Here is an 18,895-nt window from a genome sequence, read left to right as displayed (position 1 = left end):
GCGCGACCCGCCGGGCGCGTCGGGCGATGGAGGACTTGCGTCCTCCTCGGGAAGCTCGACCGGCGCGATCGAGTCGTACAGGTCGCCCGGCCCGGGGTTGGCGGCGTCGGTCGTCCCGCCGAAGTGGTGCATGACGCCCCACACCGCGTTCAGCGCGGTCTGCACGGCGCCCTCCGCCCAGCCGGCCGTCCAGGAGATGTCGTCGCCTGCGAGGAAGATGCCCCGCTTGTCCTCCGGCAGCGCCTCCTGCATGAAGTGGGTGAACAGGCGCCGCTGGTAGCGGTAGTGGCCCGGCAGGTTCGCCTTGAACGCGCCCATGAAGTACGGCTCGTTCTCCCAGGACACGGTCACCGGGTTGCCGATGATGTGCCCCCGGATGTCGACCTTGGGGTAGATCTCGCCGAGCGACTTGAGCATGACCTCCATGCGCTCGCTCGCCGACAGCGGCAGCCACTTCAGGCTGTCGTCGCACCAGGTGTAGGAGAGGCAGATGACGGCGGGCTTGTCCGGGCCGTTGTCCAGCAGGTACGTGCCGCGCGTCATGCGATCGGTGAGCGTCATCGACATGACGTCCCGACCCGTCTCCTCGTCCTTGTCCAGCCAGAACGGCCGGTCCACCGGCACGAACAGCTTCGAGGACTCCATGTAGTGGGTGCGCTCGATCGCCGTCCAGTGGTCGATCGGGAAGAGCGAGTCGTCGCAGGCGATCTTGGAGAGCAGCATCCAGGACTGCGCCGTGAAGATCGCCGCGCGGTAGGTGCGGATGGCACCGTCGGCGTCCGTCACCGTGATGCGGTTGCCCGCGGTGCGGTGCAGCCGGGTCACGGCGGGCTTCGGCGCGCCCTCGTGCAGCGAGGAGAGCGAGGTGCCGGGCGCCCAGTGCACGAGCTTGACCGGCTCGCGCTCCCACAGGCGCAGCGGCAGCTGCTGGGAGCCGCCGACGATGCCGCGGTGGTGGTCGTCCGCCTCGGTGTAGACGACGCGCAGGATCTCCAGGATGGAGTTCGGGAAGTCGGTGTCCCAGCCACCGGTGCCGAAGCCGACCTGGCCGAAGATCTCGCGGTGCCGGAAGGACTTGAAGGCCTCCGACTCGCAGAGGAAGCCGTAGAAGGTCTGGTTGTCGAGCTTCTCGACGAGCTTGGCCCAGATCTCGCGGATGCGCGGGATGTCGCGCTCGCGGATGGCCTGGTTCATGTCGGAGAAGTCGGCGCCCTCTTCGAGGCAGGCGTTCCAGGCGTCCATGACCTCGCGGTACACCGGCGGCAGCTCGTCGACCGAGGTGGCGTAGTGGGACTCGCCCTTGAGGTCGACGACCGTCGAGGGGGTGTCCGGCGCGAGCGGGTTGGGGAACGGCTTGGTCTCCAGGCCCACCAGGTCGATGTAGTGCTGGAGCGCGGTGGAGCACGGGGGGAACCGCATGGCGCCCATCTCGGCGGTGAGCTCGGGGTCGCAGCCCGGGAAGCCGACGGTGCGCAGCCGGCCGCCGATCTGGTCGGCCTCGTACACGACGGGCTTGAGGCCCATCTTCATCAGCTCGTACGCGGCGACGATGCCGGAGAGGCCGCCGCCTATGACCGCGACCTCCGCGCCGTGCTCGGTCGCGGGTATCTGACCGAGCCCCGCCGGGTGCGCGAGGTAGTCGTCGTACGCGTAGGGGAAGTCCGGCCCGAACATCGTGACGGGCGGCTGCTCGTCGATGTGCTGGACGGCGGTGGGCACCGTGGACGTCATGGGGTACGGACTCCTTGCACAGTACGGAAGGTGAGGGGCTCGGGGCCTCGGGACCCGGGGCTCGGGGATCAGAGCCCGGGGCTCAGGACACAGGGCTCGAAGACTCGGGGGCCAGGGCTCAGACCAGGGAGGCGTAGAGGCCGGGGCGGCGGTCGCGCAGGTACGGGTTGTTCGCGCGCGAGGCGGCCAGGAACTCGGGGTCGACATCGCCCACGACCAGCTCGGTGCCCCGCCCGGCGCGGGCCCGGGCGGCGCCGTCGGGCCCGGCCAGGCAGCTCAGGCCGACGAACTCGAACTCGCCCTCGGGCCCGGTCCGGTTGACGTACGCGACGTACAGCTGGTTCTCGAAGGCGCGGACCGGGACGACGGACTCGGCGACGAACTGGAAGGGGTGCATCTGGGCGGTGGGCACCAGGAGCAGGTCGGTGCCGGCCAGCGCGTGCGCCCGCACGTTCTCCGGGAACTCCACGTCGTAGCAGATCATCATGCCGAGGCGGAGGCCGTTCAGCTCGGCCTGGACGACCGTGCGGTCGCCCGGCGTGAAGGCCTCCTGCTCGAAGCAGCCGAACAGGTGCGTCTTGCGGTAGTTGGCGAGCCGCTCGCCGTCCGGGCCGATCAGCTGCGCGGCGTTGTAGACGTGCTCGCCGTCGCGCTCGGGGTAGCCGTAGACGACGGCCAGGCCGTGGCGTACGGCGAGGTCGGCGATGGCTCGCGCGGAGGGGCCGTCGGCGGCCTCGGCGAGCTTGGCCACGTCGTCCCCGATGGCGTATCCGGTGAGGAACAGCTCGGGGCAGACGATCAGTCCGGCGCCGGTCGCGGCCGCCCGCCCGGCCGCCTCGTCCAGCGTCTTCAGGTTCGCGGCGACGTCCGAGAGACGGCCGGAGCTCTGGAGCAGGGCGGTGCGCAACGGCGGCATGGGCAGTCCTCGGCAGGGGCACGGGTGCGGGGTGGGGTCGGATAGACGGTACGTTCCGGCGCTCGGCCGGAACAAGGCGCCACCGTTGCGCACATCGGCATGATTCGTTGCGCATGATCGGCGATCTGTGGCGATTCGTTGCGCGCCGTTGACGCCGCCCTTACGCCTCAGGTCCGACACCCGGCTCCCCCGCTCGGGGGAACCGGCCCACCCCGGGGAGCGATGTACCGGGCGGCCGCGGACGGAAGGCTGGTCACACGCCCGGAACGGCCGGGCCGACCGCCTCACGACCGCATGGAAGGTCTGCCATGTCCCGCATCGCGTTCTCCCCCGCCCGCACCAGGCTGCCGGCGCTGGCCGCGGCCCTGCTCATCGCCGCCGGAGCCACCGGAGCGGCGGCCGCCGCCGGAAACGGCCAGGAGGGCGGGGCGGGCCACCGGCCGCGCGAGGCCGCGGCGCTGACCGGCACCGCGAAGCTGTACCGGCCGGCCGGGGACGACATCACGTTCTCGTTCGACGCCCACCTGGCGGCCAAGGACACCATGGATCCGGAGGCGGCGTACGGCACGTTCTCCTTCCGGCACGTCTTCCCCGACGGGACGTCCGGCTGGGCGAAGGCGAAGGTGGACTGCCTGGTGACCGGCGGCAAGGTCGCGGTGGTCACGGGCGTGGTGACCGACTCGGACACGCCGTTCAAGGGCAAGCGGGTCGGCGTGACCGTGCACGACCAGGGCACGCACGACCGGCTCGGCTACAGCTGGGTCGGCAGGGACGCCGGCAATCAGCAGCTGCCGAAGTGCGTGAGTTCGGCGCCCTTCGAGAAGGTGAAGGAGGGCTCCGGCGACTTCACGGTGCTGCCGTGGCAGCCGATCTACGAGCAGCCCAAGGGCTAGGCGGCCCCGGGAGCCGCGGGCGGTGGACGGCGGGAGCCGCCGGTGACGTCCGCCGAGCGGCGCCGACCGGCCCGGGGAGGCCGCGCCGCGGGGCAGGGGGCTAGGCGGGCGACCCGGAGGTGTACCGCCGCAGCAGCGGCGACAGCACCAGCACGGACTTGGTGCGCTCCACGTAGGGCTCGCCCGCGATCCGCTCCAGGACCCGCTCGAAGTGCCGCATGTCGGAGGCGAAGACCTGGACGATCGCGTCCGCCTCGCCGGTGACGGTGGAGGCGGACGCGACCTCGGGGTACCGCTCGAGCCCGCGCTTGATCGCGTCGGGCGAGGTGTTGCGACGGCAGTAGATCTCGATGAACCCCTCGGTCTCCCAGCCGAGGGCCGCCGGGTCCACCCGCACGGTGAAGCCGGTGATGGCGCCCTCGGCCCGCAGCCGGTCCACGCGCCGTTTGACGGCGGGCGCGGACAGACCGATCAGCGAGCCGATGTCGGCGTAGGAGCGCCGGGCGTCTTCGGCGAGCGCGTGGACGATGCGTTCATCGAGGTCATTCAGTCGCACTGCGGGTGGATCACTTCTGTGAGGCGGTGGCCAGCCTGGAACGGCGGTAGCCGTATCCGAAGTAGATCACGAGACCGGCGGCCATCCAGTATCCGAAGTACTCCCAGGTGACTGCGGACAGGTTCCACATGAGGTAGCCGCAGCTGAGGAAGCCGAGGATCGGGACGACCCAGCCGAGCGGCACGCGGAAGGTGCGGGGCATCTCGGGGCGGGTCTTGCGCAGGATGACGACGGCCACGTTGACCAGAGCGAAGGCGAAGAGCGTGCCGATGCTGGTGGCGTCGGCGAGGTTGCCCAACGGCACCGCCGCGGCGAGCACGCCGCAGAACAGCGACACGGCGACGGTGTTGGCGACCGGGGTTCCGCTGCGCGGGCTGACCTTGGCGAACACCTTGGGGACGAGGCCGTCGCGGGACATCGCGAAGAGGATGCGGGTCTGGCCGTAGAGCACGGTCAGGACGACGCTGGCGATGGCGATCACGGCGCAGGCCGCGAGCAGCGTGGCCCAGAAGGAGTGCCCGGTGACGTCCTTCATGATTCCGGCGAGCGCCGCCTCGGAGCCCTCGAACTGCTTCCAGGGCCGGGCGCCGACGGCGACGAACGCCACCAGGACGTACAGCGCGGTGACGATGACCAGCGAGAGCATGATCGCGCGGGGCAGGTCGCGCTTGGGGTTCTTGGCCTCTTCACCGGCGGTGGAGGCGGCGTCGAAGCCGATGTAGGAGAAGAACAGCGTGGAGGCGGCCCCGCTCACACCGGCGGTGCCCATCGGCATGAAGTTCGCGTAGTTGCCCGACTTGAAGCCCATGAAGCCGATCACGCAGAACAGCACCAGGGCGGCGATCTTGACGCCGACCATGATGGTGTTGGCGCGGGCCGACTCGCGGGCGCCGCCGAGCAGCAGGCCCATCGCGAGGACCACGACGATCAGCGCGGGCAGGTTGAATATCCCGCCGTCGCCGGGCGGTGCGGACAGCGCGTCGGGGATGGTGACGCCGATGGTGCCGTCCAGGAACTCATTGAGGTACTGCCCCCAGCCGACGGCGACCGCCGCCACCGAGACGCCGTACTCCAGGATCAGGCACCAGCCGCAGATCCAGGCGATGAGTTCGCCGAGCGTTGCGTAAGCGTATGAATACGAGGAGCCCGCGACCGGGATGGAGCCCGCGAGCTCCGCGTAGGAGAGCGCGGAGAAGAGCGCCGTGAGACCGGCGAGCACGAAGGAGATCGTGACGGCGGGCCCGGCCTTGGGGACGGCCTCGCCGAGCACCACGAAGATTCCGGTGCCGAGCGTCGCACCGATGCTGATCATGGTCAGCTGCCACATGCCGAGCGACCGCTTCAGGGAGCCGCCCTCGCCCTGGCCACCCTCCGCGACCAGCGTCTCCACCGGCTTGCGCCGCATCAGACCGCGACCGGGGCGCGGGCCCCCGGCGGCGGGGGCATCGGTCGAGGGTGGCGCTGCGCCGTGATCCAACACTGAGGTGGCTCCTTATCGCTGCCATTGAGGTGGCCGGTGACCGCGGCGTACCGACCCGCCCGCTCAAGGGGACATTTCGGGCAGCATGGAGCCTTCCCGTGGCCGGTTCCGCCGAGCAGGCGGTCCCCGCCACTCCACGTACGGCGAGAACCTTATGGGGTTCCGCTTCCCGGTCGTAATGCAGCAACCTTGCGCATCGGCGGCTGATCATTGCGCGCAAGTGCGACGGATGGGTGTTTGTTGCACATCAACGTTCGATCCGTGCGTACGTCCTGCTCACAGCCCTGTTCACGGCCTTCGTCAGTGGTCCTGGTCACGGGGCCGCCTTGACTCTTCGTCAGGCCTGTTGCAGGGTCGCCCCCCATGGAGCTGGACGTGCCGTACGAGAGCGCCGGGCAGAGGGTCACGGGCTGGCTTGATCCGGGCCCCTTTCTGCGCGGAGTGGCCTGGCTGGACGCCGAGGGGCGGCCGGTGCGGGCGGACCCGGACGACGCGATGCGGCTGCCGTGGGACACCGGCGAGCGGGCCAATCTGCCCATCGGGACGCGGGTCGAGTTCACCGCGCGGGGCGCCTCGGCGGTGCGGATCCGCTACCGCGCCCGGGTGCCGGGTCCGGGGGACGCGCTGGGCGAGCTGGCCCACACGTTCGCCCTGTGGGAGGGCGACCACCTGGTCCGCGAGACGGCCGCCGAACCGGCCGAGGAGGGATTCGTCACCCTCCAACTCCCCCGCTCCGAGGGGCCGTTCACCGTCCACCCGCCCGAGAGCCGGTCACCGGTGGTGCTCGGCCTGCGGGCGGTCGGCGGCACGATCTCCCCCGCCCCGCGCGGCCCGAGATGGCTCGTGCACGGCGACTCCATCACCGAGGGCTGGTGGTCGACCCGGCCGGCACACGCCTGGCCGGCCGTCGCCGGCCGCGCCCTTGGCCTGGACACGGTGAACCTCGGCTACGCGGGCGGCGGTCGCGGTGAACTCCCCACCGCCGAGCAGCTGGCCCGGCTGCCCGGCGACGTGATCACCCTCGCCTTCGGCACCAACTGCTGGTCGCGGATACCGTTTTCGGCCACCCTGATGCACGAGACGACCCTGGCCTTCGTCCGGCTCGTACGCCGCGGACACCCGGCCACCCCGCTGCTGGTCGTCTCCCCACTGCTGCGCCCGGAGGCGGAATCCACCCCCAACGCGCTCGGCGCGACCCTGGCTGAGCTGCGCGGGGCGATGGAGGACGCGACGCGCGCGCTGGCCGGGGCGGGCGACACCGCGCTCCAACTCCTGCCCGGACGCGACCTGTTGAGCGCGGAGCACCTCATGGACGGGCTGCACCCCACCGACGAGGGCCATGCGCGGCTCGGGGCGGCGGTGGCACGGGCGCTGGGCCCGCACGTGCCAAAGCCCCCGCGAGCGGACTCGCGGGGGCTCCGGGACTCACAGCGGTGAGCGGCTAGCTCCAGCTGGCGTGCAGCGGCTTGCCCTCGGCGTAGCCGGCCGCGGACTGGATGCCGACGACGGCCTTCTCCTCGAACTCGGCGAGCGAGGAGGCACCGGCGTAGGTGCAGGAGGAGCGGACGCCCGCGATGATCGAGTCGATCAGGTCCTCGACGCCCGGACGGGTCGGGTCGAGGAACATGCGCGAGGTGGAGATGCCCTCCTCGAACAGGGCCTTGCGGGCCCGGTCGTAGGCGGACTCGTCGCTCGTGCGGTTCTTGACCGCGCGGGCGGAGGCCATGCCGAAGGACTCCTTGTAGAGGTGGCCCTCGGCGGAGGTGTGGAGGTCGCCCGGGGACTCGTAGGTCCCGGCGAACCAGGAGCCGATCATGACGTTGGACGCACCGGCGGCGAGCGCCATGGCGACGTCGCGCGGGTGGCGCACTCCGCCGTCGGCCCACACGTGCTTGCCGAACTTCTTGGCCTCGGCGGCGCACTCCAGGACGGCGGAGAACTGCGGCCGGCCGACGCCCGTCATCATCCGGGTGGTGCACATGGCGCCGGGGCCCACACCCACCTTGATGATGTCCGCGCCGGCCTCGATGAGGTCGCGCACGCCCTCGGCGGCCACGATGTTGCCCGCGACGATCGGGACCCGGGGGTCGAGGCCGCGCACGGCCTTGATCGCGGCGATCATCGACTCCTGGTGGCCGTGGGCGGTGTCCACCACGATGGTGTCCGCGCCGGCGTCCAGGAGCTGCTTGGCCTTGCCCGCCACGTCGCCGTTGATGCCGACGGCGGCGGCGATGCGCAGCTTGCCGTTGGCGTCGGTGGCCGGCGTGTACAGGGTCGCGCGCAGGGCGCCCTTGCGGGTCAGGATGCCGGCGAGGCGGCCGTCCTTGTCCACGGCGGGGGCGTAGCGGCGGTTGGCGTTGTCGAGCCGGTTGAAGGCCTCGCGCGGGTCGATGTCCGCGTCGAGCAGGAGCAGGTCCTTGGCCATGACCTCGGACAGCTGGGTGAAGCGGTCCACGCCGGTCAGGTCCTGGTCGGTGACGACACCGATCGGCTTCTGGTCGGCGTCGACGACGACGCCCGCGTTGTGGGCCCGCTTGGGCAGCAGGGCCAGCGCGTCGGCGACGGTCTGGGTCGGGGCCAGGACGATGGGGGTGTCGAGCACGAGGTGACGCGTCTTGACCCAGGTGATGACGTCGGTGACGACCTCGATCGGAATGTCCTGGGGGATCACGACGATGCCGCCACGGCGGGCCACGGTCTCGGCCATGCGGCGGCCGGCGATCGCGGTCATGTTGGCGACGACGAGCGGGATGGTGGTGCCCGTGCCGTCGGGAGAGGCCAGGTCGACGCCCTGGCGGGAGCCCACCGCGGAGCGGCTCGGCACCATGAACACATCGTCGTACGTCAGGTCGTACGGCGGCTTGATGTCGTTGAGGAAACGCACGTGCTGAACATCCCAGTCGTTCGAGGTGGCCCCAGGCATTTCAGCCAGGGGAAAAGCACGTAGTTCATTGTCCCATGTTCGTATGATTGCGCTGCCCGGGCCGATCGTCCAGGGCCGGGGCACCGGGCCTAGTGCGATCCTCCGAGCGCGAGGTGCACGGCCAGGGTTCCGTGGGGCCCCGACCCGGCCGAGGCGTCCAGTACCGCCTGGGCGGTCGCCCACTCCTCCGGCCGCCGGGCGGCGTACTCCTGCCAGTGGGTGACGACCAGGAGGCGTCCGGGATCGGCCGGGCCCCAGTCGGGGTCGCCCAGCGAGTCGGCGAGGGCGTCCCAGTTCCGGCCGAACCACTCGGGCAGCCGGAGCGCGGTGGCCGCGCGGTCCATGAACGCGGCCTTGCCGGTGACCCCGTCGAGGTCGAGGACGTCGACCAGCCACCCCGCGGCCCGTACGGAGTCGAACGGTTCGGCCGTCATCGCAGCACCGCCTTGAACGTCTTGTAGTGATCGCCGGTGTAGTAGAACTCGCCACCCTGCCCGGTGACGAGGCGCCGTGCGCCGCGGTCGCGGGAGTTCGGGGTGTCGACGGTGTACTCGTGGTAGTAGCCGCGCTTCTGCTGCGGCAGGACCTTCTCGAAGTTGCCGAACACCACGCCGTCCTTGCTGTACGGGAACGGGCCGCCCTTGTCGATGAGCGTGAGGGTCTTCTGCGCCTCGGGCGGCAGCTGGGCGGCCGGGACGGTGGCCATCCCCTTGGCCCAGGCGGGTGTGGAGGCGGCCACGGAGGGCTTGGCGCCCGCCGGTTTCGCGCTGTCCTTGCCCCCGCAGCCGACGAGCAGCACGGCCAGGCACGCGAGCACCGAGGCGAGGGCGATCCGGGCAAACCTGTTGATCATGTGCCGATGGTCCCATCCGGCGGCGCCGCGAGCGAATGCGTACTCCGTCATGTGCGGGTCAGGATGGACGCATGCTGCTCGCCGACGTGGCCGGGACCTCGGCCGAGATCGCCGCCACCGCCTCGCGGTCCCAGAAGGCCGCGCTGCTCGCGCGGCTGTTCTCGGCCACCGAACCCGACGAGGCGCCGCTGGTGGTGACCTATCTCGCGGGGCGGCTGCCCCAGCGGCGCACCGGGCTCGGCTGGAACACGCTCAAGGACCGCCCGCCGCCCGCCGCCACGCCGACGCTCACCGTCAGGGACGTCGACGAGGCGCTCGACCGGATCTCGGCGGTGACCGGCAAGGGCGCACAGGGCGAGCGCAGACGGCTGGCCGGGGAGCTGATGGCGGCGGCCACCGAAGGGGAGCAGCGGTTCCTGCTCTCGCTGATCACCGGCGAGGTGCGCCAGGGCGCCCTCGACGCGGCCGCCGTCGAGGGCCTCGCGGCGGCGGCCGGCGCTCCGGCCGCGGACGTGCGGCGCGCGGTGATGCTGGGCGGCTCGCTGGGCACGGTGGCCCGGGCGCTGCTCGCCGGCGGCCCGGCCGCGCTCGCCGCCTTCCGGCTCGATGTGGGGCGACCCGTGCTGCCCATGCTCGCGCACAGCGCGAAGGACGTCGCCGAGGCGCTCGACCGGCTCGGCCCGTGCGCGGTGGAGGAGAAGCTCGACGGCATCCGCGCCCAGGTCCACAAGGACGGCGAGACGGTACGGGTCTTCACCCGCACCCTCGACGAGATCACCGAGCGGCTGCCCGAAGTGGTGTCCGCCGCACGGGAGTTGACGGCCAATCAGGCGGTGCTCGACGGCGAGGTGATCGCGCTGGGCGACGACGGGCGGCCCCGCTCGTTCCAGGACATCGCCGGACGCGTCGGCTCCCGGCTCGACGTCGCGGGCGCCCGCGACCGGCTGCCGCTCTCCCCCGTCTTCTTCGACCTGCTGTCGGTGGACGGCCGCGACCTGCTCGACCTGACGGTACGCGAGCGGCACGCCGAGCTGGCCCGCATCGCGCCCGAGCCCCGCCGCGTACGGCGGTACGTGGTGGAGGACCCCGCCGATCCCGAACAGCGGCGCGCCGCCGAGGAGTTCGCGGCCGCGACGCTGGAGCGCGGGCACGAGGGCGTGGTCCTCAAGGCGCTCGGTTCGGCGTACGCGGCGGGGCGGCGCGGCTCGTCGTGGCTGAAGGTCAAACCGGTGCACACCGTGGACCTGGTCGTCCTCGCGGCCGAGTGGGGGCACGGCCGGCGCACCGGCACGCTCTCCAACCTGCATCTGGGGGCGCGCCGCGACGACGGCACGTTCGCCATGCTCGGCAAGACGTTCAAGGGCCTCACGGACGCACTGCTGGCCTGGCAGACCGAGCGGCTGCGGGAGTTGGCGGTGGCCGAGGAGCCCTGGGGGGTGCGGGTGCGGCCGGAACTCGTCGTCGAAGTGGCCTTCGACGGCGTACAGAGATCGTCAAGGTACCCGGAGGGGGTGACACTGCGGTTCGCGCGGGTAGTGCGCTACCGCGAGGACAAGAGGGCCTCGGAGGCGGACACGGTCGCGACGGTCATCGCTCTCCCCGGTTCTCGGCTTCGCTCGGACAGGGGGAGCCCCCGTCGCGACGGAAAGGAATGAACCGGTGGAGCAGGGTCACAACGGGGTACAGCGGGAGCACGCACAGAGGCGGGGGCGGGAGGCGGGGCTCGCGGCCGCCAGGCTGACCGCCGAGGGGGTGCGGGCGGTCGCGCTGACCTGGGTGGACGTGGCGGGCCTGACCCGCGTCAAGGTCGTACCGACCGCGCGGCTCGCCCAGGTCGCCGCCCACGGGGTGGGCATGTCCCCGGTCTTCGACGTGTACCTGGTGGACGACTCGGTCACCAGCAGCCCCCACATCGGCGGCCCCGACGGTGACCTGCGCCTCGTCCCCGACCTCAACCGGCTCACCGTGCTCGCCGCCCAGCCCGGCTGGGCCTGGGCGCCGGTCGACCGCTTCGAGCAGTCGGGGCGGCCCTACGACGCCTGCCAGAGGCAGTTCGCGCGCCGGATGACGGAGCGGGCCGCCGAGCGCGGCATCGAGCTGCGCATGGGCTTCGAGACGGAGTGGATCGTGGACCCGCCGCTCGCGGGCCCGGCCTACGGGATGGCCCGGGTCGTCGAGCGCTCCGCGTACGTGGGCGACGTGCTCGGCGCGCTGGAGGCGCAGGGCGTCGAGGTCCTGCAGATCCACCCGGAGTACACCCCGGGCCAGTTCGAGGTGTCGGTGGCCCCGGCCGACCCGGTGGGCGCGGCCGACCTCGCGGTGCTGGTCCGCGAGACGATCCGGGCGGTCTCGCTCCAGCACGGCCTCACCCCCTGGTTCGGGCCGGTCGCCGACCCGGAGGGCGTGGGCAACGGCGGCCATGTCCACCTCAGCCTCTGGCAGGACGGCCGCAACCTGTGCCGGGGCGGCGAGGGCCCGGCCGGGATGAGCGCGACCAGCGAGAGCTTCCTCGCCGGCGTCCTCGACGCGCTGCCCGCGCTGCTCGCCATCGGCGCGCCGACCCCCGCGAGCTACCTGCGGCTGACGCCGTCCAGCTGGGCCGGCGCCTTCCAGTGCTGGGGTCTGGAGAACCGCGAGGCGGCGCTGCGGTTCGTCGCCGGGCCGCCCGGCGCCGAGGACGCGGCCAACGCCGAGGTCAAGTCCTTCGACCCGGCGGCCAACCCCTATCTCGTGACCGGCGCCCTGATCGCCGCCGGGCTCGCCGGGATCGACGCGGGCCTGCGGCTGCCGGAGCCGGTGGCGGGCGACCCCGTCAACACCGACGGCGCCCGGCGGCTGCCCACCTCGCTGCCCGAGGCGCTCGGCCACTTCACCAAGTCGGCGGCGCTGCGCGAGGCGCTCGGCGACCGGCTCTTCGAGGCGATCGTCGCGGTGCGCCAGGCCGAGACGAAGCTGTTCGACGGCCGTACGCCGCAGGAGATCGCCGAGGCCACCCGCGGGAGGTACTGAGTGCTGCCGCTCGTCGACCACCATTGTCACGGCGTGCTGCGCTCCGACCCCGACGACGCCGCCTTCGAGGCGTTCCTGACCGAGTCCGACGCCCCGGCCGCGGACGGCACCAGCTTCTTCGACACCCAGCTCGGGTTCGCGGTGCGCCGCTGGTGCCCGCCGCTGCTCGGTCTTGAGCCGCACTGCCCGCCGGAACGCTATCTGGCCCGCCGTCGCGAACTGGGCGCCATGGAGGCCAACCGGCTGCTCCTGGGCGCGAGCGGCATCGGCACGTTCCTGGTCGACACCGGGCTGCCGGGCGATCTGACGACCCCGGCCGAACTGGCCGAGCTGAGCGGGGCGAGCGCGCGCGAGATCGTACGGCTGGAACAGCTCGCCGAGCGCACCGCCGAGGGGGTGAGAGATCCGGACAACTTCCTGGCCGCCCTCGCCGCGGCGATCGGCGCCGCCGCCCGCGGCGCGGCCGGCTTCAAGTCGGTGGCCGGATACCGCTACGGCCTGGATCTCGCGCCCGAGCCGCCGAGACCGGCCGAGCTCCGCGCGGCCACCGCCGACTGGCTGACCGCCGGGGCCGGGCGGATCACCTCGCCCGTGCTGCTGCGCCATCTGCTGTGGTCGGCGGCGGACACGGGGCTGCCGCTCCAGCTGCACACCGGGTTCGGCGACCCCGACCTCAGGCTGCACCGCTGCGACCCGCTGCTGCTCACCGACTTCATCCGGGCCGTGCGCCCGACGGGCTGCCGGGTGATCCTGCTGCACGGCTATCCCTACCAGCGGGGCGCGGGCTATCTGGCGCAGGTGTATCCGCAAGTGTACGCCGACGTGGGGCTGTCGCTCACGCACACCGGGGCCCGGGCCGGGGCGGTGCTCGCCGAGTTCCTGGAACTGGCCCCGTTCGGCAAGCTGCTGTTCTCGACGGACGCGTACGGCCTCGCGGAGCTGTACGTCGTGGGGGCGCGGCTCTACCGGGAGGCGCTGGACCGGCTCCTGAACGGCTGGACCGGGTCCGGGGCCTGGTCGGCCGCCGATGCGGAGCGGGTGGCCGCGCTGGTGTCGGCGGGCAACGCGGAGCGCGTCTACGGCACGTGACGCGGTGGTACCGGGGGCGCTCGCCCCCGGTACCTCAGATCCCGTCCGGGTCCGCGCGGTCCAGCGCGGGGCGCGGCTTGGGGCCGGTCTCGTTCAGGAGGAAGTCGGCCGCGGCGGTGTCCGTGACCAGGCTGGTCACCAGGCCGGAGCGCAGCACCGCGTCGATCGCGGCGGCCTTGCGCTGGCCGCCGGCGATCGCCACGACCTCCGGGATGCGCCGCAGCCGGTCGGCCTCCACCGTGATGCAGCGCTCCCCCAGGTCGCGGCCGACCCGGCGGCCCTCCGCGTCGAAGAGGTGCGCGGACATCTCGGCGGCGACACCGAGCGAGGCGTAGTGCGCCCGCTCCTCGTCGGTCAGCATGTCGTGGACGGTGGAGATGCCGGGCTCCCACGAGCCGATGGACACCGCGGCGACCGTGACCTTGTCGAAGTACTCGAAGGCGCGGGCGATCCCGGTCTGGTTGCGCAGCGCGGCGGCGGTGGCCGGGTCGGGCAGCAGCATCGGGGCGTAGATGGGGTGGGCCTCGCCGCCGGAGACCTGCGCGGCGCGGCGGACCGCCTCGACGGAGCCGCGCTCGGCGGTGCCCGCGTCGTACACCCCGGTCAGCTGGACGACCGTGCAGGGCAGCAGCCGGTCGAGGGCGGCGGCCATGTGGATCGTGGAGCGGCCCCAGGCCAGGCCCAGCACGTCGCCCTCGCTGACGAGCTCGCCGAGCAGGTCGGCGGCGACCTCACCGAGGTTCTCCGGGTCGGGAGAGGTCTCCTCGCCCTCGGCCGGGGACTCGACGACCACGGCGTGCCGCAGACCGTAGCGGGCGCGCAGGGCGTCGGATCGCTCCGCGTCCAGTTCGGCGGGGACGCGGATCTCGATCCGCACGAGGTCGCGCTCCAGCGCGGTCTCCAGGACCCGGGCCACCTTGAAGCGGCTCACGCCGAACTCCTCGGCGATCTGGATCTTGGACTTCCCCTCCAGGTAGAAGCGGCGGGCCATCGCCGCCGCCTGCACCAGCTCCGCGGGTCCCATCCGCAGGGCTGACCGACCCGCCGACATTGCAGACACCGCGATCTCCTCACTGCTGTTCACAAACTGCTGTTCACGCACCGGACTCGCTGTTCATCCTGTCAGATCCAACGGTCCTTGATCAGCCCCGAGGGGCTCCGTTCACTCAGTGGCGGTTCAGTGTGCGCATGCCCAGGGTGCGAGCGCCGTCGCCTGTTCAGCCAGGGAGCGCAGGCCCCGCACCGCTTCGGCCGGATCCTGGGCCCCGTAGACGGCCGAACCGGCGACGAACACGTCGGCCCCGGCCTCGGCGCAGCGCTCGATCGTCGAGGCCGAGACGCCGCCGTCGACCTGGAGCCAGAGTTCAAGTCCGTGTTTGCCGATCAGCTCCCGGGTCCGGCGGATCTTGGGCAGCATGATGTCGAGGAAGGACTGGCCCCCGAAGCCGGGCTCGACCGTCATGATCAGCAACATGTCGAGCTCGGGGAGCAGGTCCTCGTACGGCTCGATCGGCGTCGCGGGCTTCAGCGCCATCGAGGCGCGGGCGCCCTTGGCGCGGATCTCCCGGGCCAGCCGCACGGGGGCGGCGGCCGCCTCCACGTGGAAGGTGACCGATCCGGCCCCCGCCTCGACGTACTGCGGGGCCCAGCGGTCCGGGTCCTCGATCATCAGGTGGCAGTCCAGCGGGGTGTTCGTCGCCCGGCTGAGGGATTCCACGACGGGCACCCCCAGCGTCAGGTTCGGCACGAAGTGGTTGTCCATGACATCGACGTGGAGCCAGTCGGCGCCTTCGACGGCCTGTGCCTCGTCGGCCAGCCTGGCGAAGTCCGCGGAAAGGATGCTGGGGTTGATCTGAGCCATGCCCCAAGCCTGCCATGCCCTGGGCAACTTGCCTGCCATGGTGCCGGTCGAAGCCTGTCCGGATCCGGGCGGCACGGGCGATCCTGCCGGTTCGACCGGGTTGTGCAGGCGATCGTGCGCCCGGCGACGGGCGCGGCCGGTGCCCCTCCCGCACCACGGCGACCCAACCGTTACGCGCCCAACTCCGTTACCAGGGCGCCGAGTTGGGGCGCACGGTCCGTCACTCCTCAGCCCGTGCGGCGCAGCAGCGCGAGGTACATGGCGTCCGTGCCATGCAGATGCGGCCACAGCTGGACGTCCGGGCCCTCGCCCAGGCCCGCGACGCCGGGCATCAGCGGGCGCACGTCGATCCACTCGGCCTCGACGGGCTCGGCGCCGCCGCGCCCCTTGAGGACGTCCTCGACGACGATCCGCGTCTCGGCCAGGTGCGGCGAGCAGGTGGCGTACCCGACGACGCCGCCGATCCGCACCGCCGACAGGGCCTCGCGCAGCAGCGAGCGCTGGAGCGGTGCGAAGCCGTCCAGGTCCTCGGGACGGCGGCGCCAGCGGGCCTCCGGACGGCGGCGCAGCGCGCCGAGGCCCGAGCAGGGGACGTCGACCAGGACGCGGTCGAAGGACTGGGGCAGCCACGGCGGGCGGGTGCCGTCGGCCGCGATGACCTGGTACGGGCCCGGGTTGCCGGCCAGCGCGCGCTCCACCAGGCGGGCCCGGTGCGGCTGCTTCTCGGAGGCGAGCAGGGTGGCGCCGCGGCCCGCGGCCAGCGCGGCGAGCAGGGCGGCCTTGCCGCCGGGACCGGCACAGCCGTCCAGCCAGCGCTCGTCGCGACCCTCGACGGGGGCGTTCGCGAGGGCGGCGGCCACGAGCTGGCTGCCCTCGTCCTGCACGCCGGCCCGGCCCTCGCGCACCGCCTCCAGGGCGCCGGGCTCGCCGCCCTCGGCCATCCGCACCGCGTACGGCGACCAGCGGCCGGGCAGACCGCCCTCCTCGCCGAGCGCGTCGAGGAGTTCGTCGGTGGTGGAGCGCCCGGGGCGGGCGACCAGGGTCACCTCGGGGCGCTCGTTGTCGGCCTCCAGGAGGTCCTCGATGCCGGCCCGGCCGCCGCCGAGGGCGTCCCAGAGCGCGGAGACGACCCAGCGCGGATGCGAGTGCACGACCGCGAGGTGGTCCTCGGCGTCGTCCTCGTAGGAGGGCGCGACCTTCTCCAGCCAGCCGTCCAGGTCGTCGGCCGAGATCTTGCGCAGCACGGCGTTGACGAACTTGGCCCGCCCGTCGCCGAGCACCACGCGCGCCAGCTCCACGCTCGCGGAGACCGCGGCGTGCGTCGGGATCCGGGTCCCGAGCAGCTGGTGTGCGCCGAGCGCGAGCACGTCGAGCACTGGCGGGTCGACCTCGCGCAGCGGCCGGTCGATGCAGGCCGCGATGATCGCGTCGTACGTGCCCTGGCGGCGCAGGGTGCCGTAGACGAGCTCGGTGGCGAGCGCCGCGTCCCGGGCGTCGAAGGTGCCGCCCTCGCGCGCCTTGCGGAGCAGCGGGGGCAGCACGAGGTTGGCGTAGGCGTCGCGCTCGTCGACGGCCCGCAGCGCCTCGAAGGCGAGGATGCGGACGGGGTCCTTCTTGGGCCGGCGGTACGGCTTGCCGCCCTTGCCCGCGCTGGGGTTCGGGCTGCGACGTGGCGAATCGTTCACGTGAAAGGTGCTCCGCGGATCAGATGGGGCGAACCCCCTCAGCGTACGTCCGCCCCGCCCAGACGCTCACCCGGGGCGATCCGGACGCCGCGGGCCCAGTCCGCGCCGCGCATCGGCTTCTTGCCCTGGGGCTGGACCCAGAGCAGCTCCACGGCGTGCGATCCGGTGCCCACGTACACGTTGTTCTTGGCGACCGAGAGCTCGCCGGGCGCCAAGTCGGTGCGGTCGGTGACCAGCGCCGCCTGGATGAGCTTGAGGCGTTCGCCGCGGAAGACGGTCCAGGCGCCGGGCGCGGGGGTGCAGCCGCGCACCACCCGGTCGACGCGCAGCGCCGGGGCCGCCCAGTCGACGAGCGCCATCTCGACGGTGATCTTCGGGGCGAGCGAGATGCCGTCGGCGGGCTGCGGAACGGCCTTCAGGGTGCCGTCCTCGATGCCGTCCATGGTGGCGGCGAGCAGCCCGGCGCCCGCGAACGCGAGCCGGGTGAGCAGGTCGCCGCTGGTGTCCGTGGGGCGGACCTCCTCGGTGACCGTGCCGTAGACCGGGCCCGAGTCGAGGCCCTCCTCGATGAGGAAGGTGGCGGCGCCGGTGATCTCGTCACCCGCCATGACGGCGTGCTGCACGGGCGCGGCCCCGCGCCAGGCGGGCAGCAGCGAGAAGTGCAGATTGACCCAGCCGTGGGCCGGGATGTCGAGGGCGACCTTGGGCAGCAGCGCCCCGTACGCGACGACGGGGCAGCAGTCCGGCGCGATCTCGCGCAGCCGGGCCAGGAACTGCTCGTCCCGCGGCTTGGCGGGCTTGAGCACCTCGATGCCGGCCTCCTCGGCACGCTCGGCCACCGGGCTCGCCACCAGCCTGCGCCCGCGCCCGGCGGGCGCGTCGGGCCGGGTGACGACCGCGGCGACCTCGTGCCGGCCGGAGGCGATCAAGGCGTCCAGGGCGGGAACGGCGACCTCGGGGGTGCCTGCGAAGACGAGCTTCACTGGGGGTTACCTCGCTTTGTCGAGAGCGGCGTCCCAGTCTATGGGCCCTTGGGCGGCGGGCGTACGCGCCGGTGCGCCGTGCTGTGCGGGCGGCCCGGCGGAGCCGTACGGCAGGGGCGTACGGGGACTTGCGCGCCCTGTGCATATGCCCATACGCCCCCGCAGCGTGACCACAACAGGAGGTGGCGCGTTGGTCAAGAGAGATTGACCGATCCGGGCCGCCCGCGCGGCCCGCACCTTTTCAGCACCCGCGGCACGTCAACACAGCAACAGAAACATGCAGCACCAGCACCGTCTTCACCCTCCCCTTTCATCGCCGGTTCGAGAGGCTTGCTCATGGCCGACCACGCAACCCACGACGCCCAAGCGCGGGCCAGCCTGCACCTGTTGGTACGGGACATCGAGCGGGTCCGCCGGCAGGTGGACGCACTGCGCACCCTCACCGCGCAGTTGGGCAACGTCTACCGCCCGCGCCGCTCCGGCCCTTCCACGGGCTTCGTCGTGTACGGCCGCGCCCCGGCCCCGACCGTACGGCTCGCCCAGGAGCTGCGGGACAGCGTCGAGACGCTGGTGACCGCGGCCGTCGACTTCGACCGCTCCCTCGGCTTCTCCTGGGACGCGGTGGGTTCGGCGCTCGGCGTCACCAAGCAGGCGGTGCACCGCCGTTACGGATCGCGCCGGGCGACCGCCCAGGGCGCCGGCCAGGGCGACGCCGAGCGTCCGGCCGAGGCGACGGCGACCCGCACCCTGCCGCCGCTGCCCCCCATGCCCGCGGTCCCCGCCGCCCGCTCGATGCCCCCGCAGCCGACGGCGAGCAGCCAGTCCCTGCGCGAGGACATCCGCACCAGCGCCTTCCCCGGCCCCCGCAACGGCTGACCCGCTCCGCCCCTTCGTGCCCTCGCGTCCCCACGGATCG

At 72.7% G+C, this 18,895-nt stretch carries 16 protein-coding genes and 1 pseudogene; 6 read left to right on the top strand and 11 right to left on the bottom strand.

The features are described from left to right. Positions 1-42: 42 nt before the first annotated feature. Both DT019_RS19180 and DT019_RS19175 read right to left on the bottom strand, forming a co-directional pair. A pseudogene (locus DT019_RS19180) lies at positions 43-1,731 on the bottom strand (flavin monoamine oxidase family protein); the annotation flags it as partial. 118 nt (positions 1,732-1,849) lie between these two features. Next, on the bottom strand, positions 1,850-2,647 hold the full coding sequence (locus tag DT019_RS19175) for a carbon-nitrogen hydrolase family protein (protein WP_114038064.1): 798 nt from the start codon (positions 2,645-2,647) through the stop codon (positions 1,850-1,852). A gap of 308 nt (positions 2,648-2,955) precedes the next feature. Between DT019_RS19175 and DT019_RS19170 the strand changes: the two genes are divergently transcribed. Then, entirely contained in the window at positions 2,956-3,540 is a 585-nt protein-coding gene (locus DT019_RS19170; RefSeq protein ID WP_114038063.1) for a Repetin, read from the top strand. A 100-nt stretch (positions 3,541-3,640) separates the two neighbouring features. Here the strand turns inward: DT019_RS19170 and DT019_RS19165 are convergent, their stop codons facing one another. Together DT019_RS19165 and DT019_RS19160 are read right to left on the bottom strand one after the other, a co-directional pair. Next, positions 3,641-4,096: an Lrp/AsnC family transcriptional regulator gene (locus tag DT019_RS19165; protein WP_053724485.1), complete on the bottom strand. Its 456-nt coding sequence runs from the start codon at positions 4,094-4,096 to the stop codon at positions 3,641-3,643. Between the two features lie 10 nt (positions 4,097-4,106). Continuing rightward, positions 4,107-5,576, bottom strand: coding sequence for an amino acid permease (locus tag DT019_RS19160; RefSeq protein WP_223279660.1), 1,470 nt, complete (start codon positions 5,574-5,576; stop codon positions 4,107-4,109). 363 nt (positions 5,577-5,939) lie between these two features. Here DT019_RS19160 and DT019_RS19155 point away from each other — a divergent pair, with 363 nt between their 5' ends. After that, positions 5,940-7,013: a GDSL-type esterase/lipase family protein gene (locus tag DT019_RS19155; RefSeq protein WP_114038061.1), complete on the top strand. Its 1,074-nt coding sequence runs from the start codon at positions 5,940-5,942 to the stop codon at positions 7,011-7,013. Between the two features lie 4 nt (positions 7,014-7,017). Here the strand turns inward: DT019_RS19155 and DT019_RS19150 are convergent, their stop codons facing one another. The 3 genes from DT019_RS19150 to DT019_RS19140 all read right to left on the bottom strand — a co-directional run bounded on the left by DT019_RS19150 (position 7,018) and on the right by DT019_RS19140 (position 9,352). Next, complete coding sequence (locus tag DT019_RS19150; protein ID WP_114038060.1) at positions 7,018-8,499, bottom strand: GuaB1 family IMP dehydrogenase-related protein; 1,482 nt, start codon at positions 8,497-8,499, stop codon at positions 7,018-7,020. 89 nt (positions 8,500-8,588) lie between these two features. Next, positions 8,589-8,933: a barstar family protein gene (locus DT019_RS19145; RefSeq protein WP_114038059.1), complete on the bottom strand. Its 345-nt coding sequence runs from the start codon at positions 8,931-8,933 to the stop codon at positions 8,589-8,591. Next, positions 8,930-9,352 (bottom strand): ribonuclease domain-containing protein, encoded by a 423-nt coding sequence (locus tag DT019_RS19140; RefSeq protein ID WP_114038153.1) that lies wholly within the window; start codon positions 9,350-9,352, stop codon positions 8,930-8,932. The genes DT019_RS19145 and DT019_RS19140 overlap by 4 nt, the downstream gene beginning before the upstream one ends. A 71-nt stretch (positions 9,353-9,423) precedes the next feature. On the opposite strand from DT019_RS19140, the gene DT019_RS19135 reads away from it, so the two are divergent. From DT019_RS19135 to DT019_RS19125, 3 genes are read left to right on the top strand one after another with little or no spacing between them, the layout of a single operon-like run. After that, positions 9,424-11,007, top strand: coding sequence for an ATP-dependent DNA ligase (locus DT019_RS19135; RefSeq protein WP_114038058.1), 1,584 nt, complete (start codon positions 9,424-9,426; stop codon positions 11,005-11,007). Positions 11,008-11,011: 4 nt separating this feature from the next. Then, positions 11,012-12,361 carry a glutamine synthetase family protein gene (locus tag DT019_RS19130; RefSeq protein ID WP_114038057.1) on the top strand — a complete coding sequence of 450 codons (1,350 nt, stop codon included), beginning with the start codon at positions 11,012-11,014 and terminating at the stop codon, positions 12,359-12,361. Next, the gene (locus DT019_RS19125) at positions 12,362-13,450 is read left to right on the top strand and encodes an amidohydrolase family protein (protein WP_223279659.1); all 1,089 of its coding nucleotides are present in this window, start codon (positions 12,362-12,364) and stop codon (positions 13,448-13,450) included. A 34-nt stretch (positions 13,451-13,484) separates the two neighbouring features. Here DT019_RS19125 and DT019_RS19120 read toward each other — a convergent pair whose 3' ends face one another. The 4 genes from DT019_RS19120 to fmt form a co-directional block, all read right to left on the bottom strand. Continuing rightward, positions 13,485-14,534 (bottom strand): sugar-binding transcriptional regulator, encoded by a 1,050-nt coding sequence (locus DT019_RS19120; protein ID WP_114038056.1) that lies wholly within the window; start codon positions 14,532-14,534, stop codon positions 13,485-13,487. Between the two features lie 93 nt (positions 14,535-14,627). Next, a complete protein-coding gene (gene rpe / locus DT019_RS19115) occupies positions 14,628-15,311 on the bottom strand; it encodes a ribulose-phosphate 3-epimerase (RefSeq protein WP_114038055.1) in 684 nt (227 codons plus the stop codon). A 227-nt stretch (positions 15,312-15,538) separates the two neighbouring features. Beyond that, positions 15,539-16,996: an RsmB/NOP family class I SAM-dependent RNA methyltransferase gene (locus DT019_RS19110; RefSeq protein ID WP_114038054.1), complete on the bottom strand. Its 1,458-nt coding sequence runs from the start codon at positions 16,994-16,996 to the stop codon at positions 15,539-15,541. A 38-nt stretch (positions 16,997-17,034) separates the two neighbouring features. Beyond that, positions 17,035-17,979 (bottom strand): methionyl-tRNA formyltransferase, encoded by a 945-nt coding sequence (gene fmt / locus DT019_RS19105; RefSeq protein WP_114038053.1) that lies wholly within the window; start codon positions 17,977-17,979, stop codon positions 17,035-17,037. A 336-nt stretch (positions 17,980-18,315) separates the two neighbouring features. Here fmt and DT019_RS19100 point away from each other — a divergent pair, with 336 nt between their 5' ends. Continuing rightward, positions 18,316-18,855 (top strand): hypothetical protein, encoded by a 540-nt coding sequence (locus tag DT019_RS19100; protein ID WP_114038052.1) that lies wholly within the window; start codon positions 18,316-18,318, stop codon positions 18,853-18,855. Positions 18,856-18,895: the final 40 nt, after the last annotated feature.

This window comes from Streptomyces sp. SDr-06, assembly GCF_003324565.1.
Classification (GTDB): domain Bacteria; phylum Actinomycetota; class Actinomycetes; order Streptomycetales; family Streptomycetaceae; genus Streptomyces.
This window is presented reverse-complemented; position numbering and strand designations above follow the sequence as displayed.

Bases quoted from the DNA above. Each gene is read 5' to 3' on its own strand.
- DT019_RS19175 (WP_114038064.1), bottom strand. From the start codon at position 2,647: ATGCCGCCGTTGCGCACCGCCCTGCTCCAGAGCTCCGGCCGTCTCTCG.
- rpe (WP_114038055.1), bottom strand. From the start codon at position 15,311: ATGGCTCAGATCAACCCCAGCATCCTTTCCGCGGACTTCGCCAGGCTG.
- DT019_RS19155 (WP_114038061.1), top strand. From the start codon at position 5,940: ATGGAGCTGGACGTGCCGTACGAGAGCGCCGGGCAGAGGGTCACGGGC.
- DT019_RS19140 (WP_114038153.1), bottom strand. From the start codon at position 9,352: ATGATCAACAGGTTTGCCCGGATCGCCCTCGCCTCGGTGCTCGCGTGC.
- DT019_RS19100 (WP_114038052.1), top strand. From the start codon at position 18,316: ATGGCCGACCACGCAACCCACGACGCCCAAGCGCGGGCCAGCCTGCAC.
- DT019_RS19150 (WP_114038060.1), bottom strand. From the start codon at position 8,499: ATGCCTGGGGCCACCTCGAACGACTGGGATGTTCAGCACGTGCGTTTC.
- DT019_RS19170 (WP_114038063.1), top strand. From the start codon at position 2,956: ATGTCCCGCATCGCGTTCTCCCCCGCCCGCACCAGGCTGCCGGCGCTG.
- DT019_RS19145 (WP_114038059.1), bottom strand. From the start codon at position 8,933: ATGACGGCCGAACCGTTCGACTCCGTACGGGCCGCGGGGTGGCTGGTC.
- DT019_RS19135 (WP_114038058.1), top strand. From the start codon at position 9,424: ATGCTGCTCGCCGACGTGGCCGGGACCTCGGCCGAGATCGCCGCCACC.